Origin of the sequence: Bacillus cereus group sp. BfR-BA-01453 (assembly GCF_022662915.1) — a bacterium.
Lineage (GTDB): Bacteria > Bacillota > Bacilli > Bacillales > Bacillaceae_G > Bacillus_A > Bacillus_A paranthracis.
Map to the genome: position 1 here is coordinate 326,102 of NZ_JAKUEN010000003.1, position 24,868 is coordinate 350,969.

Below are 24,868 nucleotides of genomic sequence, written 5' to 3' on the forward strand. Positions count from 1 at the left end.
CTACCTTATGACACTATTGCTACAAATCATCTTACCACTTATAGTTGCACTATATTTATTTACCCTCTATCGTAATACAGCTATTGGAAAAGCCGCTTTTCTTTTAGCAGTCATTATTGGAATTTATGGATTAGAGAACATTTTTCAACATGCTCATCTAACAGATCATGTTATTTATCCATATTGGGGCAGTTTAAAGGCAGTTATTATCGTTTTATTAGTCGTATTTCTATTTAAAAAAGGTGGTTTAACAGGAGAAACCTGATTTGTAATACTGTACATATTTTCTAGTTAAATTGCTTTCATTTTACAAAATAAGAAATGTTTATGTGAAAACAAAAAGGAAGGTGTTACATATGTCCATAAATATTATCTCGATAGTATCTATAATAATTTGGATTGTGTTGATTACAGAACTGATAAAACCTTCAAAAGAACAGAATGGACGAAAAATAATAATGTTATTAACTGCTGGTTGCGCATCAACATTTATTTTAACAGTTTCATTTATTCAAAATATCTCGTTTTGGAATTGATAGTGATATAACTAGCAAAAATATGTATACATAAAAAAGATTAGGACCGTACATCTCTAATATGTACGGTCCTTTCGTTTGCTATTGGTTCAATTATTAGTATGTAATCCTTTTACAATTTGAATTTCTTTTTAAGCTTCTTATATCTTCTATACGAACGTCTAACAATGTTTAACATAAAATACGGTATTTTAACAGGGAAAGGCAATTTATAAATGAAAGGCAAATAAAATGTAAAATATGCCTTTTCTAAATCTTTCCACTTACTATCTTCTTTTGTTTTTAAGAAATCAGATACATCGACTACATATCCCCTTCCTTTTTCCATCATCACATTTTTCCCGTGAACATCGCAGGGGGTTAATCCTTGTTCTCTTGCATACTCTAAAGCTTGATTGATATCAAGGATCACCTGCTTAGGGATTTTAATCCCTTTATGAACAGCATCGTATAAGGTAATTTCTTTTAACCGTTTCAATACTATGAAATTTTCCCCTTTATAAATAAGCTTTGAATAAGAAGGATGATTTCCGATTCTGCGGTATACTTCTGACTCTTTTTCAATGCCTTCTCCTTCTCGCGCGTAAACTTTCACTACCCAATCTTTGTATTCTTTGTGCATGAATACTGCGGCATAATTACCTTTCCCTAAACACTTCCAAAGTCTAGGAATATCTTTAACTACTACAGGTTCGGATTCATCCTCGCTTCTTATGCTTATCTCTTTTAATAATTCATTCTTTATCAATCCCACAAAACAATTTATACTCATCATTTCCACTCCGGTTTTGCTAAAAGTGGGCCTGCCCACATTTTAACGAAAATATACACTAAGCGAATTTTAGCATAAAACTGGTCATCTTTCTTCTTCAAATAAAAAGATGACTCGTTTTATTTGAACTGTTGAATACTTAATATGTATTCCGCTATTCAGAGCCAAAAACCATACAATAAAAAAATATTTCTAACTATTTTTATTTTTCCAGGGGTAACTGTATAGAAAAAAACTTGCTACATATGAAGAATAGTAAGTTTTTTAATTGTTCAATTCTTGTTCCACTAACGTCTTTGCTAATACTTTTACTATTTTAATAGTCTTTTGTTTAATTCCCACAATGCTGTTTTGTTGCTATCCCACTTCAAATACGTTACGGCTTCCTCAAAGCATAACCATTTATAATGTAAGTGTTCTTTAGATAATGAGATGTTTTTTGTAGGTACTTTAACTCCAAACGAAAATTCTTTTATTACATAAACGTCATCTCCCCAAAGGAATTCTCCAACTACATCCTCTACTGGTAGTGAAGACACAGAATCTAATTGTATATATGAACATTCTCTTGTAATACCAGCCTCTTCAAACGCTTCACGTTTTGCTGATTCAATAGGAATCTCACCGTCTTCTCCACCACCAGCTATTCCTTGCCAATAACCATAATCACTTCGGTTGAAAATCGCATATTGAATAGAGTTGTCAATTTTTATATAAGGAAATATTAATACTTGATATGGCGCTCTCATTGCTTAACCTCCTCTCCAAAAAAGCTTTAAATAAATAGAAATAAAGAGCCGACATCATAATTCTACATTAATAATGCAAGTTTATGGTGTCGGCTCTTTATTTTTAAAGAATTTTATTTTTCGTAAACAGTCTTACTCTTAACGGAGAAAAAACTACTTATTTCCTATCGAATTTGCTTAGTGTATTTTTTCATACCCGATGTTATTCAATTGCGCCAGCAACGTCATAATCATTTAAATCTAAATCAATTGGTTGTCCCAGCGCTAACTTAGCAAGTTCTGATCCTAAATATGGACCAGCAGTTAAACCTGAAGCTCCTAATCCGTTCGCAACGAGAATACCGTCGAAGTTAGGAAGTGGTCCGATAACAGGTAAGAATCCTGGAGTAAACGGTCTAAATCCAACTCTCGTCTCAAGCATAGTAGCATCTTCTAAGCCAGGTGCAACTGTTAATGCTTTATGGAATACTTCATGTAAACCACCAGCCGTTACACGGTGATCGAAACCAGTATCATTCTCATGTGTTGCACCAATTACGACATGGCCATTGTCAAATGTTAAAATGTATTGATCATTTGGCGGCATAACAACTGGCATATTTTCTGTTGCTGTATTTTCCATTTGCAAGTGAACAATTTGTCCTTTTTGGAACGTAACTAAGAAATTAATTCCTAAAGGGCTTAAGATTTCGTTCGCCCATGCACCTGCCGTTACAATAACCTTCTCTGCTAAAATTGTTTCATCTTTTACTTTAACTCCCGTAATTTGACTACCTTCACGGACTAATACTGCATTGCCTTTTATAAAAATTGCACCATGTTTTTTCGCAGCACTTATTAATGCATTACGTAATAACCTTCCATTTACTCGTGCAGCACCACTAACATGAACAGAACTATATTCTTCTGATAATGCTGGGAATAATTTTTTCGTTTCTTCAGCTGATAAACGAGTAATTTCACCAATCTCTGGTGCATCTTCACGGCGCTTATAAGCTCGCTCTTCCATTTGATTTAGTTTTTTCTCATCAGTATGTAAACTAATTGCACCTACACGGTTATAACCTGTATCCGTTTCACCGTCTTCTTCTAATTGCTGAATTAACGAAGAATAGTAACGTGCACCGCCTTTAACGATTTTATACCATGCTTTATTACGACGTTGTGAAAGCCATGGACAGACAATACCTGCTGCTGCATCTGTTGCTTGACCTACTTGTTGGCGATCCACGATAGTAACGTTCGCGCCAACCTTAGCAAGATGATAAGCAGTAGACGCACCTAAAATTCCCGCTCCAACTACAATATACGATTTCATTTCAAACACCTTTTCTCTTTTGCTAATTATTTAAATATAAGAACATACTTTAGTATACTGAAAGGAATCCTTTTTACAATGTGCCAAGCTCAATTAATTGTTGCATCATTGTGAATTACCTAGTTTTACTTTTTCTTTTTACGAAATAATTCAATTGTTTTATATCCTTGTGAAAGAATTTCAATCATTTTCTCAAGACGTTTTTCACGTGTTTTTTCTTGTTTTACAGAAAATAAATTACGTGCCCAATCTTTTTGATATCCAGGTGTTAAACTTTGATAAAACTTAAGTTCATTTGGGTGATTAGCTAATAAAGCTTCGACATCTTGAATTCGATCTGCATAATCAGCTACACATTGGCTCATTGCGGGCGTTTTCGTCGCCTTTTTCTTCTCACGCTTTAAACCTACAACGGTAAAGATGTCATCCATACTTACCATTCGAGCAAATTTAATTTCGCTTTCGCCCACATATCCATCTTCTCCAACGTTTAATGCTGGAAACATCTCATCACGGTGAATAAAAGTACTGTAACGAGAATTACCCTTTTTCGGATATGCGAAGAATATGTATCCTTTTTCAATTAGTAATTCTTCATTACTAATAATAAAATTTGTTTGTTTTACCATTTCATCTAGTGTTTCTACAAAAATAAAAATAGCATCGTGTTCTTTTGAAAATGCAGTTTCTTTCCCGGTAAAAATGTCATAATCACTTGGTTCATTAATTACGACCATATTTGTATACTTATTAAGCTTTAATTTATCAATTATTGACATGAAAATCTTCCTTTACATTTAAAATTCATTGTTTATCCTTTTTTATACTGTTCTAGTGTATTATATCTATTAAGAAAATCAAACTTTAATAATTGTTTTAAATTAAAATAACCGATTCTTCATAAGAATCGGTTAGCTATTTGTTTTATCATAACTCAATAGCAAATAAAGTATATAAAAGCTCTCTATATTGCTCTTCTGTAATTTCACGTTTCGTTTTTTCCCCATGAACTATTTCAGTGAAACTAGTATTGGTTAAAGAGACATGACCAGATTCCGTTAATTTGGCTGCAATTGGTCCTTTATTAAAAATAGATTTCTCATCTTCTACTACTCTTTTTTGAACATCATTCACTACTGCCTCATCAATGATACGATTATAAAAAGCATGACATACTTTCCACTCACCGTTCGTATCTTTTCTTTCTAGAACGTAATTCCCTTTACTCGTATCTTTTCGTCTCACTCGATACGTACCATTTTTAGAAGAAACAGCCTCACCATTAAAAGGTACAGGGACTAGAGGTACTAATGAAGCAATACCTACATCAATTACGTATCGTACGTTATCATAATTTAGAATAATCGTTATATGTCCATTCTCAAGTGCCCATGCGTTTATATCATTTTTATATACGGTACCTAATGCGAGTTGTACATCATAACCACAATCTTTTAAAAAGTAATAAAAAAGCGTATTTAATTCATAACAAAGTCCGCCGCGGGATCTACTTAAAATTTTATTCTGCAAATTTTCCATAGTAATTGTATTTGTGTTATTTACTATAACATCTAAATTCTCAAATGGTATAGTGTGTGCAAATGCAAAGAGAATTGTATTTAATTCTTCAAACTTTACCTCAGTACGATTTGCAAGATTCAATCTTGTAAACAGCTTATGTTGTAGACTTGTCATAGTTAGCACCCCTTAAAATATATAAGTTAAAATAGTATATGCTGATTGTAAATTCGATGGGGTACTAAAACAATGTACATTTCATTTAACTGTACCGGTACAAAAAGTCTAACTCGCAAGATTACTTAAGATAAGAAACTACGAATACAAATGTAATAGTTTATCTATAGGTAAATTATTATGATCGCTTAAATCCACAAAATACTGAAGTTGCCACATTTGACTCTTTTTAGCTTGATTGCTGACAGGGTTATCCCATATAGGATAAATTCTCATGGCCATCTTGCCTTTTTGATTTTGTGTTCTCAAGATTTTTTCTTTAAGAAGAATCTCTTTAGGGAAAATAAATTGTCCTAGTTTGTTATCATCTATACAAGTAATAATTAATAAGTCAGGAGCAGCGTCATAAGAGAATGCTTGATTTTGCATATTGTCATCTTTCTCCCAAAAAGAAACAAATTGTCCAATTTTATTAGGAGTAATTTTTGATTTTCTAAAACGAATACTTTTATGATTTAAGTGAAATAAACATCCTGCATATTCTGCGTTTTGCTGTTCTTCTTTTAGATTTGTAATCATTAAATTGTTAGGTTTGTAAACTATATTGTTTAAATGTCGGATTGTATCATTAAAATTGTTCAAGAAAACTCCCCCTTTATTCATTTTTTAGTTTAACACAAACGTCAGTTCTTCTATGTTATAAATAATAAGCGATGTGAAAAAGAGGGTAATTTTACTGGGGTATTGTTATTACTTTAATGTACTTAGTTTTTCAATTGCTTGTTGTTCAGTTGCTAAGTAAAAAATATCTTTACCTTTATTACATTCATAAATAAAATCCTTTAAGCTTTTACTAGTATACATAGAGAAATCTCCAACAATAGCAAATTTCACCTTGTAGTTTATAAACTTTTGAAGAATATCGCCCGCAAGACGTGTTTTTAGATCAAAGAAATCTTCACTTATTAAAGATTTATGGATAATAATATGCTTCGCATCTACCTCATATTGAACAGTTGCCATAGTATCTAATGCAGATTGAACATCGGATATTAATACCGTATCATTTCTAATGACCGCAATATTGATTCCATCGATTACTACTTTCTTTATTTCCATAGTCTCACCCTTTTATAATTTACACAGTATAAGTAAAATTGTTTTACAAAACTTCGTATGAATCATAGATTAAATTAGCCGCAGCTATTAAAATCGCCTCTATTTTTTATTACTAATACGGTCAATGAAATTAATTTTACTTGTTAAAAAAATATTGTGGCGTAACATAACTTAACAAGCTATCCAAAGTGTTAATCTCGGCATATGGTTGTATTTTGGTAGTATTCTTGATTTTCTGAGGGTTAAACCACACACCTTTTATATTTGCATTTTGAGGACCAGCAATATCCTTTTCTAAGTCATCCCCAACAAATAAAGTATTTTCTGGCTGTACATTTAGCTTATTTAATGCTAACTCGAATATACGTTTATCCGGTTTACTAAATCCCACTTCTTCAGAAATAATGATCGTATCAAAGTAATTGTTTAAATTTGTGTTAATTATTTTAGCCTTTTGCCTCTGCGTTGAGCCATTTGTTATAATTCCAACTTCAAGGTGCTTCTTTATATGATTTAAGAAATGGATAGTATTCTGGTCTATTGAAAAACATTTTGGGAAGTTTTCATTCCAAAAATCTTGGATATAATTGCGTGGCAATCTATACTTCGGCGGGAATTCATCAAACAATGATTCTAATACTATCGTTTTATCACTCATGCCATATTCTCTTTTATCAAATTCTTTGAATTTCTGTAGCATATTGTTTTTGATTGTATCACTAACATCCTCATAACACTTTTCCAAAAGTAATAAAAACAGATTATCTACTGCCTTATCCCTATTAAGTAACGTATCATCTAAATCAAACAGCATAGCTTTATAACCCATCAAATAACTTCACAACCTTTCTATATTTCCTAGTTATAATCAAAAGTAATCAAAAAAGTAATTAATATCCAATTACTTGTAATAGAACAATATTCTAAGAGTTAAATCAAAAACCCTTTTTCTGTTTGTTAAATGATGTGAAAGTACACGATTTCGACTAAAGTAGTAGATGGGTTTTTTATTTTATTTTAGAACTTTCAGATTAATTAAAAACTATTTTGTGATAAGCTATACTTAAAGATTAAATGTAAAGGATGATTCGTATGCAAATTAGACCAAAGGCAAGTGAATATAACTCCTATTATGCAACGTATGTTAACTTAGTATCAGACGGAAATATCATACAAATTTTAGCACAACAAATAGAGGAAACGAATCTTTTATTAAAAGAGATTTCTGATAGTGAGGGACTTTTTCGATATGCTCCTACTAAATGGAGTATAAAAGAAGTAATCGGCCATATTGCGGATACAGAACGTGTTATGGCGTATCGCTTGTTATCTATCGCTCGAGGCGAGACAGCAGAACTTCCAGGCTATAACGATGATATGTATGTTCTCAAAGCTACTTTTGATAAGCAATCTATGCAAGATCTTCTTGAGAATTTAATAGTTGTTCGCCAATCTACCTTGCATTTACTGAAAAGCTTAGATAAAGACACTTGGTTACAAAAAGGATATGCGAACAAATCTGAAGTTACAGTTCGTGCATTAGCATACATCATAGCTGGGCATGAGCTTCATCATCTACAAATTATAAAAGAACGTTATCTAGGTTCTAATGCATATCCAGTAAGTTAATACTTGAAGAAAAAGAGTCCCATTTATATAGGACTCTTTTTCGCTATTTGTAAAATTCACCACATAAGATACAAACTAGCCCTTATAAGGGTACCGTCGCATATCCATCAACTTAAGAATTCAGAATTACCCCAAAACAAAAAAATGCACTTTTTGTTACAAGTTAACACAAAATTTCGTTCTGAAGGTACTAAAAAATTTAGCTTGATAGTGATCGGATAGCGTCAGGATTTTGCGCTTTTACAAAGTTAAAGATAAAAAGTCTTTTGTATCAATGTTTTTTAGTTCGTTCCAATAGAGGAAAGCCTATTGAGACAAGGCTAATATAACGTGGAATAAGGCTTTTGAATGTCTCCTATGACTCATTTCAAAATTCAATCCGCCTTTTCGGGACGGGACCCCATTCTGAAGAATGTCATTGAAATGTATCAATAGATTCTAGTGCAGCAAAATAAATTGTGCTATGATGTGAACAAATAAAAAGCTATTTAACGGAGGGGTTCACATGCCGCATGTTGTGTTTCGTGGAATTACTACTGAACAATTAAAACACATAAGCAAGCCATTAGTAGAAGAGCTCGCAGAGATTTGTGAGTGTGGTACGGATAATTTTACGTTGGAACTACCAAGTTCTACGTTTGTATTTAATGGAGAAGAAATAGAAGCGTTTCCTCTTATTGAAGTGAAATGGTTCGAGCGTGGACAGGAAATTCGTGATCGATTTGCCAAGGCCATTACTACATATGTAATGAATTTTGGACTTTCAGAAGTTGAGGTTGTATTTACGGTTTTCACAGAATCAGCGTATTATATTAACGGGAAGCATTGTGCAAGTTAGATCAATTCGAAAGATTTTTGTAACCTTTATACGGGGGAGAACCACATCACTATCAAGGTAATAAGACAAAATCTCCCCTAAAAAGAAAAAGGCGTTATTCTTTCTGAGAAATCATAGGAAAGGATAACGCCTTTATATCAATATGACGGTATCCTATATGGAAAATTAACATCGTTCCAAATTTATATATTGGGATCACGCCACATGTCTATCAACTGAAGAAAATAAGTTACCTCAAAAACGATAAAAATACACTTCGGTGCTAACTAAATGTTTTGCGATATGGCCTTCATTGTTATCTAAATAGTAGGTAATAAACTGTTTTATTACCTAGACGTACTACCTATTCCTTTTCGTCTTCATGGATGTAAATAAGTGCATTTAACATTCAACTTGTGGAGAATAGTAATGAGGGTGATAAAGGTCTATACTCACAATCCTTTTGATTTGTTTTTGGATGGTAAAACATGTTTCTCTACTCTTTCATATTGAGTAAGTAATTGCCTAATAAAAGATAATTTCGGTACTAACCAATGCGAAAATACCGCTGAAATACATCCTATTAAAGCCCCTACTGCAACATCAAAAGGATAATGAACCCCTACCCAAATCCGTGAGATCGCTACACAAAATGCAAGTATAAGCCATAACCATCCAGTTTTTTTACGAACAAGCCAAAACGAAAAACAAATCGAAAAAAAGAGAATTGTATGATCACTAGGAAATGAATTATCTACAGCATGGTCGACAAGTTTATTAACATGAGGCAATACTACAAATGGTTGATAATTTAGATGGAATTTCCCTGCTATTTTCCCGATTACCTCAGCAATTACAAAAGCAACCATCGCTTGAATAACCATCATTCTACTTTTTCTGGACCTAGTAAACCAATAAGCTAAAATAATTAAAGCAAACATATATACCATATATTCTGCCAAAAATACTATGGCCGGGTTTAGGAATGAATATTGTTTACCTAAATCATTAATGGCTCGAAAAATATCGATATTGAATTGAGAAAAAGACATTTCAAATCCCTCCTTATTAGTAAGGTGTCTTACTGATTGCCATATACTTTTATTACATGGATAGTGTTGGTTATTGTCCACCATCTAAAAATACCAACCTCTTATGACACCGCTTTCTTCTTTTTCACTTTAATAAAAAAAGAAAAAGGAAAACATCGAACTTTCTTACAATCATTCATGCATTCTTACAGTTTTGTCATTTTCTCGTCACTTTGAAAATAGATTCATCGTCTAGCCTTTTGCTATATTCACAACCACAGAAAGAATAATTACAAATAAAAAAGAGAAGAACCTTGGTGAGTTCTTCTCTTTTTTATTTATTAATTTGTAATATAATTACAGTATGTGAAATTATATCATTTTGATTTAAAAAGCGAAGTAAAAATACCCTTCACTCCGCTTTTGGCATTTATTTAATCGGTTTCTCTGTTTTTAAAACTAAAGAACTTAACGCAGGAACTTTAATTTTATTATCACGGACAACATAAAGTGGTTTACTTCCCGCCTGCTTCCCATCTACTAGTACTTTCCAAGGACCTTTCGATGGAAGCGAGATTTCAACGGATTCCCTATTTGCATTATGAGCCACTATAAAGTATTCATTTTTATTTCCTTTGCCCTTTCCATCTATTGAATAAGCTACTACATTTTTGGGAGTATCAATAAAAGATACTTGTTTTTTTATTTGTTCTGCAGATGTCATTCTAAAGGATGGGTACTTTTTGCGTAATTCTATTAAGCCCTTCATATAATCTACTTCATTATTAAACGCAGCACGGCGCAACCAGTCCATCTGGTTAATTGAATCCGGAGATTTGTAACTGTTATGATCACCATATTTCGTGCGCATAAACTCTTGTCCCGCATGTAAGAATGGAATACCTTGTGATGTTAATAAAATCGAAGAAGATAATTTATGCATTTGTTTTCGCACTTCTTCACTGTCACCTGAATTAGTCAACTCAAGTTTATCCCATAATGTATGATTATCATGCGCTTCCACATAAGTTAGCACCTGCTCTGGATCTTGGTAAGTCGACGAATTTATATCGTAGTCAATGCCTGCGGTAATGCCTTTTTTAATACGGTCTTCCATGTTTTCCTTTCCATTTACAAAGCCATTTTCTTTCTCCTCAAATACACTACCTTTTAATCCATCACGTATATTATCGTTAAAATGAGCAATTCCTTTCATTTTCTCCGCATTTTTTTGATTTGCTTTCAACTCTGCTGCAAGAGGTGTATTTAAATCCCAGCCCTCTCCATGCAATATAATAGAAGGATCGATTTGATTAACAGCTTTACGTATTTCATTCATCGTTTCATAATCATGAATACCCATTAAATCAAAACGGAATCCGTCTAAGTTATATTCTTTTGCCCAATATGTGACCGAATCCACCATAAATTTTCGCATCATTTTTCGTTCTGAAGCTGTATCATTTCCTACTCCTGTTCCATTTGCAAATGTTCCATCTTCATTGTAACGATAATAATAACCTGGAACCAACTTATGGAAATTAGATTCAGCAGCATTATACATATGGTTATAAACTACATCCATAACAACACGAAGATTATTATCATGTAGTGTTTGAATCATTTGTTTTAATTCAGTGATTCGAACAGTTGGCTCGTATGGATTTGTAGAATAGGACCCCTCTGGTACGTTAAAGTTTTTTGGATCATATCCCCAGTTATATTGTGGTTCGTTTACATTCTCTTCATTTACTGAAGCATAATCAAATATCGGCAAAAGCTGAACGTGTGTAACACCAAGATCTTTTATATGATCAAGTCCTGTTTTCACATCTTCAGGCCCTCTTGTTCCTTTTTCTGTTACACCTAAATATTTTCCTTTCTGTTTAATGCCACTTTCGGGCTGAATAGAAAGATCACGTACATGCAATTCATAAATAATAGCATCTTCCGGATTTTTTAATTTAGGCTTTTTGTTAGTGTTCCATTTTTTCGGATTTGTTTCTTCTAAATCAATAACCGCACCTTTATCTCCATTTACAGAAGCAGCACGTGCATAAGGATCAACGGCCTCTGTCCATTTATCACCAATTTTCACCTTATACGTATAATAGAGACCTTTTTGATTCCCTTTAAGTTCTGCTTTCCAGGTGCCCTTTTCACCTTGTTGCATGTTTATTTCAGTACCTATTTTATCGTTCCATTTTTTATATGTAACTAACTTCGCTTCACTCGCAGTAGGAGCCCATACACGGAACTTTGTATGTTGTGGTGTATATATATTACCTAAATCGTTGCCACCATAATAAAATAAATGGTCAAACTCCTCAGTACGAATTACTTTACCGATTTCAGTATTCGTATCAGCTAAGTTTTCTATTTTAACTTTGTATGTTTGTTTTAAATCAATTTTCTTTTCCGTAATTATTTTCACCTTATTCGTAATATCTCCACTGTTTATATCATAAGGACTAATACTCTTAATTTTAATGCCTTCCATTTCAATTTTCTTTTCCTTAATATGAAACGGGACATTCGTCGTTACAGTAATTTCATGGAAACTATCAATAGTTGCTTTTTGAATTGAGAGATCCGATGAAGGCTTAGCGTTATATACTTTTTCATCACCAGAAAGAACCCATACTTCAGCACGACCGTCCTTTATATTTTCAATCCAACGATCGCCACCATCTTTTTCCCACTCATTTGTACGAATGATAAATCCTACACGGTTATAGTCACCATCTATATTAATCTTTGCGTACTTTCCAAATTCATCTTCACCAGTAAATTCATATGATTTTCCATTTGAATTTTCTCCCCATATCCAAAGGTTCCAGTCTTTTGTATTTCCAGACTGCTCTTTGTAATGAATGATAACTTCAGTTGTTTTCGAATTTGAAACTGCCTTCACATTCTGAAAGGAGAAAACAGATGATAACATAACGATTAAAGTAAGTAATAAAACTGTTTTGTTAATTAATCTTTTTGTCATTTGCACCACATACACCCTTTCTTTAAATAGTACGAACGATTTATTATGCCCGTACTACATTACACAATTTAAATTAATCTAGAAATCTCTTTTGCTTCACCCCCGTATTGGTTATTTTCACATATGTATTTCAATGATCTTTTCGATACGAAAACGTTTGCATTAATTGTTAAAAAAATAGTTTATTTGTGTCTTCATATATTTGTAAATACAAAAAGATCAGGGAAATTATTTTAAAGCAACCGTTTGTTATCGCTTTCATTTTATAGCACTTTCCGTTAAGAGGTCAATATATTATTAATTTTCTGTTTTTACATACTATAAACCTTACATATTTGACGTAACTTTTAAAGATATCCTCCCTAATTATTGCTAAGTAAGTATATTTTCACTAATGCATAATTACGTAAAAAAACAGCTAATGTCCTTTTAAGGATATTAGCTGTTTTTTCATAATGTAATAATATATGAATAAGAACTATATTTCTAACTTACTTAATTTTTGCTGCATCAAATGCCTTTTGTACCGCTTGAACTTCAGCTGAATTCGCACCATATTTATTAGTCGCCACTCGAATACATGCTGATCTCAATTCTTTGAAATTAGAAGTCATGTTTAACTCATCTGTATTGGCGTAATAGAAGATATCAAACATTTTATCTTCACCAATTCCTTTAACAGTTACACCGTTATGAGTTCCGCCTTTTGCGATGAGATACGCAACTTTATTAATAATGCTTGAATTAAAATGAACGCCACCTTGATCCCATCCATTAAAATCATTAAATTCACTGTAATCATCTGGATAAGGTACTCCAAGTGAAGATGGAACAGAAGCTGGGTTTTCCATATCACGGAAGACAGATCCAGTTTGTTCTCCCATCGTCCAGTTAAAGCTTCCATTATTTACATATTTCTCAATAGATGTTCCCATAATATCAGATAGTGCCTCATTAATCGCACCAGATTCACCGTAATATTCAAGATTAGATTCACTAGAAGTAACAGCATGTGTAAATTCATGCCCAGCTACGTCATATGCTTTGACGATAGGATCTCCATATACAAGCATACTACCATTATTAGCACTTAACGCATTCTGCCAATTTTTCGGATCATTCGTATCTCCAGAATCCCAAGCGTGTACAACTGAAACTACCTTTTGTCCCTTATTATCAAAGCTATTACGATTGTATTTATCTTTATAAAAATCAAACACTTTTGTTGCTAAGTAATGGGCACTTACTGCTTTTGGATCGTTAAAGGTTGTCGAAGTACTAGTTGCTAATGTACCAGGATAATAGCTTTCTTCTTTCGTAATATCTCTGTAATTCACATCATATGTTTCAATTCCTTGCCCTCTTGTATAATCAGCAAGAGCATATTTGCCATTACTTTGTTTAGAAATACCAAATGAACGAGAGATCCCTAAATCATCTTTTCCAGTGCCCGTTAATGATGTAAGACTGCTTTTTTTACTTTTCTTTAAGGCTCCAACTAGTTTTTCGCTTGCTTTCAAGTTAGACTCTTGTACCATATTTTTTAACATATCACCATTTTGTGCATTTACTAAATATGTTCCGGAAACATATTTTGGTGTTGCCGCTTCAAATGTAACCTGGTATGCATTGCTAGCCTGTCCATTATTTTCATCAACAAAAATAACTTCCTTAACTTCTGGCTCCGAAATAAAATTGATATCGTTCCCGTACTTCGTATAAATATATTGTTTCGCTTCATCTTTTGATAGATTGATAGGCTTTTTCAATTCTTCTTGTTTTAAATTTTGCGCGCTATCGCCTGAAACACTTTTAATAACACCGTTATGATCTACGTGTGCAGTTAATTGATGGCCATATACTTCTTTTCCTTCATATGTTTGCTGTATACGTACAAGTGTAGTCCCATCATATGAACCACGTTTTTGAAGAACTTTATAATCTACTCCTGTTTCTCCATTGACTTGCTTTGGAGAAAGAGCTTGTTCTGTTTTCTCCTTCAGAGCATCTTTTACTACATTCTCTGGTGCCTTTTGTGACGGTTGTGTAAGTTCACCTGAACGGAATGATTCCTCCTGAATTTGAACTTGTAGTTGATCTGTTTCCTCTGCATGACCTACTCCGTATGGTGCTACTGCTGTTAAAGCTAAACCTGTTGTTAATGCTACCTTAGTTAACGTCTTTTTGTTTTTCATTTTTTCACCTCGTATAATTTTGAAATAGAAAGCTTGTACAAAGTATACTTGCTGTTCTTGTCGAAAAAAAGGGAAAATACACAATTTATGTAACATTATGCAAAATTACATAATATAAGGACGATGATTCAAATTAAGAACAACTTATATAAGTGCATGAATTTCAATAAAAAAAGAGCACTTTAAGGTGCTCTTCAAATACAATTATAAATTATGCATTGTGTCATTTATTAGTATATGCTCGTCTCATTTAATTGTTTATTTAATGTTTTCTCTACCCAATAATCTTTTAAAAATATATCATCCAATACGCCGGTATCCTCCGTTACTGTTTGATTAGCAAATAAAAAATATAGTAAAGATAATGCTAGATAGAAACATACTACTTATTTGCATTCATATTTATTGGTACTTTTTTAATTGGCACAAATAAATCAACCTTTAACTTTCCTTCTAAATCTTCTGCAACATTATTTAAGCAAAACTCTAAATTATCTCTATCATAATCTGCATCATACTCACTATTTGGTAGCCACTCTGCGTACATGTATTGATACGCTACACTTAATTTATGAGGTTCATCATAGAATTCGTATAGAGCGTATAGACCTCCATCTACACTTTTAAATTGCACACCCTCATGTTGTTCTTTTTCAAAGTTTTCAGGTATGGTCACGCAAGCATCATGTCGGCACATATGGCTTGCAACAAGTTCAGGATTATCTAATGAGATTCCGATAAATGATTGCTCCGGTGGATAAAGTTTATTTTCAATAGACCAGTTCAATAACTTCCCCCAATGATCTTGTGGTTCAAAGTAACTACCAGTTCTTCTTATGAATGCCACTTCTAATGGTCGTAATTCTTTTACAACTACTTTCATTTATATCATCCCCTTATTAAGTATCTATTCAATTTATTTATCTTTCAATTTGATAAATCCCTTTTAAATAAACAAATTTCTTAATTGCATAAATCTTAATTGAAATAAGATTATTTACTACTAAAGTTGTATGTACTTTCATACTTTTACTCGATTCTATATTCTTTTTTAACAGCTATAGTAATGAATCTATTGCACCTTTTGTCCGTCCACATCAAGGTAATGCATCTGTTTATTTTATTGATCCAGATGGTAATAGCTTAGAACTTATTTGTCATATTATTGTACCTAATGCACTAAAACATATAACTACTAAATTATCCTTTAAAGATTGGGAGAAACTATTAGCTGACACATTCGAATGAATATTAGCTATAAATCATAATGTCTCACCTTTATTTTTATAACATGTATAACAATCCCTAATAATAATGTCCTATTAATTTATCATTAAATAAATGTAAAAAATGGCTCTATTCACTCATTTTTCATGCGTATGTATGTACATTTGTTAATTTATTCGATATATTATGTGTATTGAATGATTACGAAAAGCTTATAGGTCGCTAAAAAACACCTTATATTTTTATATCCATGAAAACTACAAAATGTATAAAATTCCATTTGTCAAATGAATTTAATGCGGAAGGAGGTTTGTGGTTACTTCATCGGAATATAATAATCAGTTTTAAACTGATAAAAATATAGGAGGCGACATTATGTTTCGTACGATTTCAAATTTCATGAGAGTAGCTGAGATAAGAAGGAAAATCCTTTTTACATTAGCGATGTTAATTGTTTTCCGAATTGGCACGTTTATTCCAGTTCCTCATACTAACGCAGAGGTATTAAAAGTACAAGATCAAGCTAACGTTTTAGGTATGCTAAACGTCTTTGGAGGAGGAGCACTACAACACTTCTCAATCTTTGCTGTAGGTATTACACCATATATTACAGCTTCCATCATAGTACAATTACTACAAATGGACGTTATACCTAAATTTTCGGAATGGGCAAAGCAAGGAGAAATGGGCCGTAAGAAATCAGCTCAATTCACTCGATACTTTACAATCATTCTCGCATTCATACAAGCCATTGGGATGTCTTATGGCTTTAATAATATAGCAGGTGGACAATTAATAACAGATCAAAGCTGGACTACATACTTATTTATTGCGACAGTTTTAACTGCAGGTACTGCATTTTTACTTTGGTTAGGCGAACAAATTACCGCTAATGGAGTAGGTAATGGTATTTCAATGATTATCTTTGCAGGACTTGTAGCAGCGATTCCAAATGTTGCGAATCAAATTTATTTACAACAATTTCAAAATGCAGGCGATCAATTATTCATGCACATCATAAAAATGGTCTTAATTGGTCTTATAATTTTAGCGATAGTTGTTGGGGTTATTTACATTCAACAAGCTGTGCGTAAAATACCGATTCAATATGCAAAAGCTGTTTCAGGAAACAATCAATATCAAGGAGCAAAAAACACTCATTTACCTCTAAAAGTAAATAGTGCTGGTGTAATTCCAGTCATCTTTGCTTCCGCATTTTTAATGACGCCGCGTACAATTGCGCAGCTCTTCCCTGATTCAAGCGTATCAAAATGGTTAGTTGCAAACCTTGATTTCGCACATCCAATTGGAATGACACTTTATGTCGGTCTTATCGTTGCTTTCACATACTTCTATGCATTCATTCAAGTAAATCCTGAGCAAATGGCAGAGAATTTGAAAAAGCAAAATGGATATGTACCTGGTATTCGTCCTGGTAAATCAACAGAACAATATGTAACGAAAATTTTATACCGTTTAACATTTATCGGTGCAATTTTCTTAGGTGCAATTTCAATTTTACCGCTTGTATTCACAAAGATTGCTACATTACCACCTTCTGCACAAATTGGTGGTACAAGCTTACTGATCATTGTCGGTGTGGCACTTGAAACAATGAAAACGTTAGAAAGTCAGCTTGTAAAACGTCATTATAAAGGGTTTATAAAAAAAGCGAATTAAGTAAAAAAACACAGTTGGTTATTTTTCCAACTGTGTTTTTAATTCTACTGCATCCAATTTTTCTACTAATGTACCAATGATCTTTTCCAAGTTCATTATTTTTTCTTCTAACGCTCGAATACGTTTATTGCTCTCATCTACATCATTATATTTTAAACTATTATTAGAGACTTTGAACTGCTCTCCTAATTCGGAAGTGATATCTTCAATTGTTGATTTTTCATTATTACTGGTTGTATTTGATTTTAATTCAAATTGAATTTCATATGTATTTCCAGTTAACTCTTTAGCTATTTGCGAAATTAAATCTTTATAAGACTTTTTAACCCACTCTTGTTGGAATTCGTTTTCAAAATAAATGATCAATGAATCTTCATTTATTCTAGCTGTCGTTTCTTTGACCCAAGTTTCATATGACGGTCTCGAAATTTTTAATTGCATTTTATCTTTTATTTTATTCCAAATTGTTTTTGATTCCTCTTGTCCGGAAGTACGTTGATTATTTTGCACGTGATGGATCTGTGCTTTAGAAGTAGCACTTGATCCTATTTCGAACCAAATTTAATATTCTTCATCAGTAATTTTCTGTACGGTACTTGAAATTATATTTTTATACTCCCCTTCAAGCAAATCACGATGAAACGCATCTTCACAAAAGATTATTACTTTACTATCTTTTATCGTAGCGTTTGTATTTCTAATCCATGTCATAAATGTTTTCTCTGCTATTTTAGGTCTTAATGCTTTCTTTACTTCATCCCAGCTACTAAGCTTTTCTTTTTGAGCATCTTTCAAGTTAGATGGCTCGCCATTACATAGATCAAACTGAATTTCAAACGTCGTATTAAACATTTCTCTTAATGTATTAAATACTAATTCTTTATAATGAGATTCTAACCAGTCACGTGCAAATTCATTTGGACAATAAATTGTTAATATATCATCCTCTAAATAAACAGTAGTATTCGTAAACCAAGTTTCATATGATGGTTTTGAAATTTGCGGCCGAATTTTTCCTTTACTTCAGTCCAATTTATTTTCATAATAACTCCCCTCTTCTTACAGATTTCTTTCATATAGCTTAATAATATTACGCCTTTCCAATAAATAAGGTCAATCCGTATCATGAATAAAATGAAAGCAGCCCTGTTATATGCAGGGCTGCTACTTTATACAACTACATTTCTTTTTCAAATAATCTTCCTTGTTTGAAATAAGACCGGAGTGTGGATCGATTAGCTAAAAATACACCAACCAAAATGAAACAAGCACCTATTCCCATTGTAGGGTTTAAAGGTTCTCCTAATATGATATATCCTACAATAATAGCAATTAATGGTGAGACATATAACCAGGTTGACGGGAATACAGGATTTGTTTTTGATAAGAGCCAATAATATAATCCGTGCCCACCAATTGATCCGATAAATATGAGATATAAAATAGGCCACTGTACACTCCATGAAGCTAATACAGTTACATTCGGTTGTTCTACTATGATGGAGACGATTAGTAGTAACACTCCTCCATAAAACATTTGAATACCATTTATGAGAAATGGCGATACACTTTGTAAATCCGAAAGTATTTCTTTTGAGCGAATTGAGCCTATTCCGTAAAATAACTCTCCTATTATTAATACAAAACAAGCAATACTCCATATGAAACTTATTTCTTGGTGAATTCCAGGTAAAGAAACAAAAACAACACCTATTAGTGCAATAATTAAAGCAAGAAGTTGCTCCTTTTGTAATTTTGTCTTATTTCTCTTTGCCTGTAATAACAAAATCATCATCGGTCCCGTAGCAGATAACACAGCAGCTAACCCTGAAGAAATATATTGTTCTGCCCAATATAATGTTGCGAATGTCATAAATGTTAAGCAAAAACCAGCATATATAATTCGTCTTGAAAATATGTGTGGCATAATTTTTTTTCGTTTTATCTTAAATATAATCATTAAGATTACTCCTGCTAAAAAGAAACGAATTCCCGCTGAAAATAATGGGGGCGCTCCTGCTTCAATTCCGATTTTTATCGTTAAAAATGTTGTTCCGAAAATAATACATACTAAAATATAATTAAAAATGACCATTACTCTTCCTCCTTTTTACTCTTAACATGAGTATAGAAGGTATAGTGTATAACAGTGTATCTTTGTATATAACAGTTGCCTAAAATTATAGTTGATTCTCTTTATATTTTTCGCTTAAATTAAATAAAAACGAAAAAGGTGAAACCATGAAGATTGTACTGCGTAAAGAATCCAACATACCGTATTACAAGCAAATATATATGCAAATCGTTGAAAGAATACAAAGTGGCATGCTTTCGCATGGTGACTCACTTCCATCTTTACGCTCTATGGCGGAAGATTTACAGATTAGCCTATTAACTGTTCGTAAGGCGTATAAACAGCTAGAAAAGAAAGAATATATACGCATCCAGCAAGGTAAAGGTGCTTATATACATAAACATGTAAAGAAAGATTCCAAACCAATTCCGTATAAATGGCAACAAACGAAAACGATTAATGTTATGCGATCTCAATATGCAATGAATCAGCACCGGAAATATTACGATTTTTCACAAGCGATTTTGTATCCACGTCTATTGCCAAATCCATTCTTGGCAGACGAAATGCATAAAATACTTAATAAAGACCAGATGATCCTAGCAACATATGGGCCAGTTCAAGGAGATTATGAACTACGAGTTGAAATAGCAAATTACTTAAATGAACATCAAAAATTAGTGACAGACCCATCCCAGTTATTAATTACAAGCGGCGCACAACAAGGAATTGATTTAATTGCTCAAACACTATTAAAACCTGGTGATATTGTATTAGTGGAAAGTCCGTGTTATAGTGCTGCACTTGATATTTTCATCAATAAAGGGGCTCAAATTATACCTGTTTCTCTAGATAATCACGGGGTTCGATCCGATTTAATCGATGATATTTGTCAAAGTAAAAATCCCGTTTTATTGTATACGAATCCAACGTTCCAGAACCCAACAGGTACCGTAATGAGTAAAGAACGGAGAATGGAACTTATAGAATTGGCACAGCTATATGAGTTTTTTATCATTGAAGATGATTCTTTCGGTGAAATATATTTTGAGGGTGCGACTGTCCCCCCTCCTATTAAAAATTTTGATACAAACGGCCACGTACTATATATAAAAGGATTTAGTAAAACGTTAGCACCAGGACTGCGTATCGCATCGCTTATTGCTGATGGCCCTATTTTCGAATGGTTATATGCTGTAAAAGGTTCAATGGATATCGGTAGTCCTTTATTAACACAAAAAGCACTTCTACCGTTTTTACGTGCAGAACGTATGAAACATCATTTAGAAAAATTACGTACGGCTTTACAAATTAGACGTGATATAACGATTGATATGTTATCACCACTTAAAGAAATGCACTTTGAAATACCAAATGGCGGCTTTAATTTATGGATTACTCTTCCTGATTCGATAGATCCCTTTACCTTATTACAAAAAGCAAATGAAGTAGATGTGTCTTTTTTACCAGGTACAGCTTGTCTATTAAATCCCGAAACAAATAATAATCATTTAAGAATTAGCTATTCAATGTTAAATGAAAAAGATATGATAAGTGGATTAGAGAGATTACATGATACAATGCGAAAGTTTATGCTATAAAAAACCTGATTTTATCCCTTTTACTTTTTGAATTGGTTCATGAACAATTGAAACTGAAACACCACCAGGTTTTAAAACTTGTTTTTCTTTTCATTCTTCAACACTATCATATTGATCTATAACAATTGCTTTCAATTCCTCATCTCCTTGCTGTTTATTGTAATAACATACAATTATTTCTCAAATTTTTCCCCTTAAATTATCATAAACTTATTTTTGGGGGTAATTATGCAAGAAACAAAGCAAATCTAACACACAACTTAGAGTCATTCAAAATTTTATGTTTAATTACATTCAAAAGAAATGGAGAGAACTCTATGACCGAAAAGATATTTAAAATAAACGGGATTGATATATGTACAGAAAGCTTTGGAAACCCTAAAAATCCAGCTATTTTATTAATTATGGGTGCTACGTGTTCAATGGTTTATTGGGATGAAGAATTTTGTGAACAGTTGGCTAACACGGGGAAATTTGTTATTCGTTTTGATAACCGTGATGTCGGACGCTCTGTCGCATATGAACCAGGAACTTCCAATTATACCGTTACAAATATGGCTGAAGATGCAATTGGGGTATTAGATGCTTATCATATTGATAAGGCGCATCTATTTGGTATGTCATTAGGTGGTATGATTGCTCAAATCGCTGCTGTAAAACATCCCGAAAGAGTTTTAACGTTAACATTACTAGCTACAAGTATAATAGGCTCTGACAATAACACGCGCGATTTACCACCGATGGATGAAAGAATTTTAACACATCACGCAAATGGCAAGCATTTAGATTGGACAAATGAAAATATTGTAGCAGAATATTTAGTTTCAGGGTCCCGTCTATTATGCGGGTCCAAACGCACATTTGATGAAAAAAGAGTCTATAATCAAGTAAAACAAGAAATTGAACGAGCTAACAATTTATTAAGCATGTTTAATCACGCTTTACTTCAAGGCGATGATGCATATGAAGGGGTGCTTCACTCCATACAAGCACCTACATTAGTCATTCACGGAACAGACGATACCGCACTCCCTTTTGAACATGGCCTTGCACTTATTGATGAGATTCCTAACTCAGCTCTATTAACTCTTGAAGGCGCCGGACATGAGATTCATCCTGATGACTGGGAAGACATCATTCATACTGTTACTGAACATACAGCTAAAATAATAGAAAAATAATGAATAGGAGGGGCACGCCGCAATTTGTGTCCCCCCTATCTTTACATGTAAAAAAGCCCATCACTGTATCCGTATGTATAGTGATGGGCAATACTTATATTTTTCTATGTTTAAAAAAACGGACAATCTAATTGATCAACAGCTTCCCATGATTTTTTTTTAATATTTTCGGTGGATTTATTAGCATCTAGTGGTACGTTTTTAAAAGGATTTACTTCGACTTTTAATAAAGATGATGGTTCCACGTATAATGAGAAAACATGGCTACTTGGTATAGCTTTTGCCACATCAATATCTCCTACTTGTTTAAAAAGTTGCTGCGCAGCAAAGAAAAAGAAATTGGTTGGGTTTGATTGTTTATTCAGCCATGCAAGCATTTCAGGTGATACTGATTTATGAATATTGATTTTCACTCGATCACCACGTTTATATCGCCTAGATCGCATACTTCCACCAACTAACTTATCGTTAAGTTTGTAAATCCTAACTCTTTTTGCTTATGCTCTCTATATTTCGGTGAACAAGTGTAGACTAATAATCCACGTGCATTTGTAAATAATGGATTATCTACAAAAATTACATTTGTTAAACGCCCTTTTTGTTTTAAAATCATTTTCAGGCTATTTTTTATGATAACTGCGCCTCCGCCATAAATAAATACATATGGATCGTCTTTCATATCATCAATTTTGTTTATAATATCCGTTGCAACGCGCGCTGCTAAACCTAATAACGCTGGTTGTGATTCCTCAACTAATAATGCATTTCTAGGGTGTTTATCATTTAAATAAATTTGATTGAATTCTGTAATGCTATCAATTGTCTTTGTTGGATATTTCCGGTTCCATCTCGTAATAATTTGTAGTAACGTTTCTTTCACACCATATGATAAACCCTTACTTAATTGTGGTCTAAAATTAACACCTAATGAAACGACTTCTTCTGTCGTCCCTGCTCCAATATCAAAAGATAATAGTGTTTTATCAACAAAATCAATTTCTGAAACTTTATTTTGTTCACATTCTATTTTATGTTTCACAACATTTCCTTCTTCATCATATACAATGCCCCACGTCCCAGAAGCACCCTCAGGTAGACATTTGCAATATTCGATTGAAATATTAATTGTAACATCACGTCCGTTTGGATAATGGAACACAACTTTATGATTCCCCATATAACGTTTTGCATTTTCCGCCGCTATTTCTTGTGTAATAAGCTGCATAGGGAGAGCAACAGATAAATCATATCGAATGTTAATATGGCTAGAAGTTGGGCTTTGACGCATAGCACTTACGGCTAAACCAGATAGAATTGTAATAACCATTAACTCATCAGTTGACTTATTCGATTTCTTCTCAACCTCAGTACCTTTTAATTGATCTTGAATGACTTTTTCTCCAACGATATACCGCACATTATTTAACATTAACGATGGAGAACTAATGGTCACGTCAATGTGATTTTCTAATTCAGATAATGAAACATCTTCCTCATCTAAGAGTCCTGTAGGCTCTCCTATATATAAAGCATATATACTCGGAATAAAAATAGGATCTTGCCCTTTCACCATTAACTTCAAACCATTATTTCCTGCATCAGCACCAGCTTTTAAAAGAATAGACATAACTACCCCCTAAATTAATCTGACATCCCTTCCAAATATATGCGAGCCCATTCTTTTACATTCAAATGTAATGTAATTTTTTATTAACCGTACATACAAAATATTATTTTCTCGGCTCTATGTGTAAAAAGTATTTGACATTAAACTTTTCCAATTTTATACTATAGTTGTAAAGAGTTTTTTACAACAGTGGAGGTGCCATTTTTCATATGAATCGCAAAAAATTCATTTTAATAACAATCGTTTTATCATTACTTGGAGTGCTTATACACGGGGCTTATAAATACATCGCTGAAGGTGCGATTTTAGGTGGAACAATTTTCACAAGCGCTTTAATACTTAGCTACCTTATCAATCATATTACATGGGGAGATTCCCACGGTGTATCAGAAGAAAGTCAGGATGAAATGGGACAACAAATTACATATAAAAGCTCTAAAATTGCATATTTTACGCTCATAGTTGTAATGTTCCTTATATTACTCTTCTCTGAAGGGTTTTCTATGGGAGCTAATTTAAATGGGATTAAAAACTTCCCTCTTTTTATTGCACTGTGCTCTTCATTCTTTATTTACCCTATTGTCGAACTTATAGTCGCAAAACAATATAAATAAAAAGATGA

At 32.9% G+C, this 24,868-nt stretch carries 23 protein-coding genes and 2 pseudogenes; 9 read left to right on the top strand and 16 right to left on the bottom strand.

Annotated features, from left to right (window positions below):
• Positions 1–7: 7 nt before the first annotated feature.
• The gene (locus tag MR070_RS09050) at positions 8–265 is read left to right on the top strand and encodes a hypothetical protein (protein WP_242261098.1); all 258 of its coding nucleotides are present in this window, start codon (positions 8–10) and stop codon (positions 263–265) included.
• A gap of 91 nt (positions 266–356) precedes the next feature.
• Positions 357–536: a hypothetical protein gene (locus MR070_RS09055; RefSeq protein ID WP_000026319.1), complete on the top strand. Its 180-nt coding sequence runs from the start codon at positions 357–359 to the stop codon at positions 534–536.
• Between the two features lie 112 nt (positions 537–648).
• Here the strand turns inward: MR070_RS09055 and MR070_RS09060 are convergent, their stop codons facing one another.
• From MR070_RS09060 to MR070_RS09095, 8 genes are all read right to left on the bottom strand, one after another.
• Positions 649–1,311: a protein kinase family protein gene (locus MR070_RS09060; RefSeq protein WP_142285835.1), complete on the bottom strand. Its 663-nt coding sequence runs from the start codon at positions 1,309–1,311 to the stop codon at positions 649–651.
• Positions 1,312–1,619: 308 nt separating this feature from the next.
• Positions 1,620–2,057, bottom strand: coding sequence for an NUDIX hydrolase (locus MR070_RS09065; RefSeq protein ID WP_001202582.1), 438 nt, complete (start codon positions 2,055–2,057; stop codon positions 1,620–1,622).
• A gap of 202 nt (positions 2,058–2,259) precedes the next feature.
• Positions 2,260–3,375: an NAD(P)/FAD-dependent oxidoreductase gene (locus MR070_RS09070; protein ID WP_242261099.1), complete on the bottom strand. Its 1,116-nt coding sequence runs from the start codon at positions 3,373–3,375 to the stop codon at positions 2,260–2,262.
• 125 nt (positions 3,376–3,500) lie between these two features.
• The gene (locus MR070_RS09075) at positions 3,501–4,154 is read right to left on the bottom strand and encodes a YdeI/OmpD-associated family protein (RefSeq protein WP_000022227.1); all 654 of its coding nucleotides are present in this window, start codon (positions 4,152–4,154) and stop codon (positions 3,501–3,503) included.
• A gap of 148 nt (positions 4,155–4,302) precedes the next feature.
• Complete coding sequence (locus MR070_RS09080) at positions 4,303–5,070, bottom strand: arylamine N-acetyltransferase family protein (RefSeq protein ID WP_000202778.1); 768 nt, start codon at positions 5,068–5,070, stop codon at positions 4,303–4,305.
• 138 nt (positions 5,071–5,208) lie between these two features.
• Positions 5,209–5,712, bottom strand: coding sequence for a MepB family protein (locus tag MR070_RS09085; RefSeq protein WP_001058780.1), 504 nt, complete (start codon positions 5,710–5,712; stop codon positions 5,209–5,211).
• A 108-nt stretch (positions 5,713–5,820) separates the two neighbouring features.
• The gene (locus MR070_RS09090; protein WP_087963989.1) at positions 5,821–6,189 is read right to left on the bottom strand and encodes a DUF4180 domain-containing protein; all 369 of its coding nucleotides are present in this window, start codon (positions 6,187–6,189) and stop codon (positions 5,821–5,823) included.
• A 136-nt stretch (positions 6,190–6,325) separates the two neighbouring features.
• On the bottom strand, positions 6,326–7,018 hold the full coding sequence (locus tag MR070_RS09095; protein WP_242261100.1) for an HAD family hydrolase: 693 nt from the start codon (positions 7,016–7,018) through the stop codon (positions 6,326–6,328).
• A gap of 263 nt (positions 7,019–7,281) precedes the next feature.
• Between MR070_RS09095 and MR070_RS09100 the strand changes: the two genes are divergently transcribed.
• Together MR070_RS09100 and MR070_RS09105 are read left to right on the top strand one after the other, a co-directional pair.
• Positions 7,282–7,818: a DinB family protein gene (locus MR070_RS09100; RefSeq protein WP_001167119.1), complete on the top strand. Its 537-nt coding sequence runs from the start codon at positions 7,282–7,284 to the stop codon at positions 7,816–7,818.
• Between the two features lie 505 nt (positions 7,819–8,323).
• Positions 8,324–8,656: a DUF1904 family protein gene (locus MR070_RS09105; protein WP_138321914.1), complete on the top strand. Its 333-nt coding sequence runs from the start codon at positions 8,324–8,326 to the stop codon at positions 8,654–8,656.
• Positions 8,657–9,087: 431 nt separating this feature from the next.
• On the opposite strand, the gene MR070_RS09110 is transcribed toward MR070_RS09105, so the two are convergent.
• The 4 genes from MR070_RS09110 to MR070_RS09125 all read right to left on the bottom strand — a co-directional run bounded on the left by MR070_RS09110 (position 9,088) and on the right by MR070_RS09125 (position 15,739).
• Positions 9,088–9,687 carry an undecaprenyl-diphosphatase gene (locus MR070_RS09110; RefSeq protein WP_138321913.1) on the bottom strand — a complete coding sequence of 200 codons (600 nt, stop codon included), beginning with the start codon at positions 9,685–9,687 and terminating at the stop codon, positions 9,088–9,090.
• Positions 9,688–10,096: 409 nt separating this feature from the next.
• The gene (pulA, locus tag MR070_RS09115) at positions 10,097–12,667 is read right to left on the bottom strand and encodes a type I pullulanase (protein ID WP_313933800.1); all 2,571 of its coding nucleotides are present in this window, start codon (positions 12,665–12,667) and stop codon (positions 10,097–10,099) included.
• A gap of 485 nt (positions 12,668–13,152) precedes the next feature.
• Positions 13,153–14,856, bottom strand: coding sequence for a M4 family metallopeptidase (locus MR070_RS09120; protein WP_000791433.1), 1,704 nt, complete (start codon positions 14,854–14,856; stop codon positions 13,153–13,155).
• Between the two features lie 382 nt (positions 14,857–15,238).
• Entirely contained in the window at positions 15,239–15,739 is a 501-nt protein-coding gene (locus MR070_RS09125) for an AraC family transcriptional regulator (RefSeq protein WP_000869972.1), read from the bottom strand.
• Between the two features lie 179 nt (positions 15,740–15,918).
• Here MR070_RS09125 and MR070_RS09130 point away from each other — a divergent pair.
• Both MR070_RS09130 and secY read left to right on the top strand, forming a co-directional pair.
• Positions 15,919–16,104: pseudogene (locus MR070_RS09130) on the top strand (VOC family protein); the annotation flags it as partial.
• Positions 16,105–16,458: 354 nt separating this feature from the next.
• Positions 16,459–17,763: a preprotein translocase subunit SecY gene (gene secY / locus MR070_RS09135; RefSeq protein WP_000490140.1), complete on the top strand. Its 1,305-nt coding sequence runs from the start codon at positions 16,459–16,461 to the stop codon at positions 17,761–17,763.
• Positions 17,764–17,781: 18 nt separating this feature from the next.
• Here secY and MR070_RS09140 read toward each other — a convergent pair.
• A pseudogene (locus tag MR070_RS09140) lies at positions 17,782–18,806 on the bottom strand (DnaA N-terminal domain-containing protein).
• Between the two features lie 134 nt (positions 18,807–18,940).
• On the bottom strand, positions 18,941–19,858 hold the full coding sequence (locus tag MR070_RS09145) for a DMT family transporter (RefSeq protein ID WP_044792216.1): 918 nt from the start codon (positions 19,856–19,858) through the stop codon (positions 18,941–18,943).
• Between the two features lie 146 nt (positions 19,859–20,004).
• Between MR070_RS09145 and pdxR the strand changes: the two genes are divergently transcribed.
• Both pdxR and mle read left to right on the top strand, forming a co-directional pair.
• Complete coding sequence (gene pdxR, locus MR070_RS09150; RefSeq protein ID WP_000706758.1) at positions 20,005–21,438, top strand: MocR-like pyridoxine biosynthesis transcription factor PdxR; 1,434 nt, start codon at positions 20,005–20,007, stop codon at positions 21,436–21,438.
• A gap of 317 nt (positions 21,439–21,755) precedes the next feature.
• Complete coding sequence (gene mle, locus MR070_RS09155; RefSeq protein WP_138321911.1) at positions 21,756–22,619, top strand: BCA family alpha/beta fold macrolide esterase; 864 nt, start codon at positions 21,756–21,758, stop codon at positions 22,617–22,619.
• A gap of 110 nt (positions 22,620–22,729) precedes the next feature.
• Here mle and MR070_RS09160 read toward each other — a convergent pair whose 3' ends face one another.
• Both MR070_RS09160 and MR070_RS09165 read right to left on the bottom strand, forming a co-directional pair.
• Complete coding sequence (locus MR070_RS09160) at positions 22,730–23,065, bottom strand: hypothetical protein (RefSeq protein WP_001257749.1); 336 nt, start codon at positions 23,063–23,065, stop codon at positions 22,730–22,732.
• Positions 23,066–23,076: 11 nt separating this feature from the next.
• Positions 23,077–24,246: a ParM/StbA family protein gene (locus tag MR070_RS09165; RefSeq protein ID WP_000025610.1), complete on the bottom strand. Its 1,170-nt coding sequence runs from the start codon at positions 24,244–24,246 to the stop codon at positions 23,077–23,079.
• Between the two features lie 209 nt (positions 24,247–24,455).
• On the opposite strand from MR070_RS09165, the gene MR070_RS09170 reads away from it, so the two are divergent.
• A complete protein-coding gene (locus MR070_RS09170; RefSeq protein ID WP_001080323.1) occupies positions 24,456–24,860 on the top strand; it encodes a DUF2178 domain-containing protein in 405 nt (134 codons plus the stop codon).
• The last annotated feature ends 8 nt before the right edge of the window (positions 24,861–24,868 follow it).

Coding starts and splice junctions, on each gene's coding strand:
- mle (WP_138321911.1), top strand. CDS start 21,756: ATGACCGAAAAGATATTTAAAATAAACGGGATTGATATATGTACAGAA.
- MR070_RS09070 (WP_242261099.1), bottom strand. CDS start 3,375: ATGAAATCGTATATTGTAGTTGGAGCGGGAATTTTAGGTGCGTCTACT.
- MR070_RS09065 (WP_001202582.1), bottom strand. CDS start 2,057: ATGAGAGCGCCATATCAAGTATTAATATTTCCTTATATAAAAATTGAC.
- MR070_RS09060 (WP_142285835.1), bottom strand. CDS start 1,311: ATGATGAGTATAAATTGTTTTGTGGGATTGATAAAGAATGAATTATTA.
- MR070_RS09105 (WP_138321914.1), top strand. CDS start 8,324: ATGCCGCATGTTGTGTTTCGTGGAATTACTACTGAACAATTAAAACAC.
- MR070_RS09145 (WP_044792216.1), bottom strand. CDS start 19,858: ATGGTCATTTTTAATTATATTTTAGTATGTATTATTTTCGGAACAACA.
- MR070_RS09125 (WP_000869972.1), bottom strand. CDS start 15,739: ATGAAAGTAGTTGTAAAAGAATTACGACCATTAGAAGTGGCATTCATA.
- MR070_RS09110 (WP_138321913.1), bottom strand. CDS start 9,687: ATGTCTTTTTCTCAATTCAATATCGATATTTTTCGAGCCATTAATGAT.
- MR070_RS09050 (WP_242261098.1), top strand. CDS start 8: ATGACACTATTGCTACAAATCATCTTACCACTTATAGTTGCACTATAT.
- MR070_RS09055 (WP_000026319.1), top strand. CDS start 357: ATGTCCATAAATATTATCTCGATAGTATCTATAATAATTTGGATTGTG.
- MR070_RS09165 (WP_000025610.1), bottom strand. CDS start 24,246: ATGTCTATTCTTTTAAAAGCTGGTGCTGATGCAGGAAATAATGGTTTG.
- secY (WP_000490140.1), top strand. CDS start 16,459: ATGTTTCGTACGATTTCAAATTTCATGAGAGTAGCTGAGATAAGAAGG.
- MR070_RS09170 (WP_001080323.1), top strand. CDS start 24,456: ATGAATCGCAAAAAATTCATTTTAATAACAATCGTTTTATCATTACTT.
- MR070_RS09075 (WP_000022227.1), bottom strand. CDS start 4,154: ATGTCAATAATTGATAAATTAAAGCTTAATAAGTATACAAATATGGTC.
- MR070_RS09095 (WP_242261100.1), bottom strand. CDS start 7,018: ATGGGTTATAAAGCTATGCTGTTTGATTTAGATGATACGTTACTTAAT.
- MR070_RS09120 (WP_000791433.1), bottom strand. CDS start 14,856: ATGAAAAACAAAAAGACGTTAACTAAGGTAGCATTAACAACAGGTTTA.
- MR070_RS09090 (WP_087963989.1), bottom strand. CDS start 6,189: ATGGAAATAAAGAAAGTAGTAATCGATGGAATCAATATTGCGGTCATT.
- pdxR (WP_000706758.1), top strand. CDS start 20,005: ATGAAGATTGTACTGCGTAAAGAATCCAACATACCGTATTACAAGCAA.
- MR070_RS09160 (WP_001257749.1), bottom strand. CDS start 23,065: ATGCGATCTAGGCGATATAAACGTGGTGATCGAGTGAAAATCAATATT.
- MR070_RS09100 (WP_001167119.1), top strand. CDS start 7,282: ATGCAAATTAGACCAAAGGCAAGTGAATATAACTCCTATTATGCAACG.
- MR070_RS09080 (WP_000202778.1), bottom strand. CDS start 5,070: ATGACAAGTCTACAACATAAGCTGTTTACAAGATTGAATCTTGCAAAT.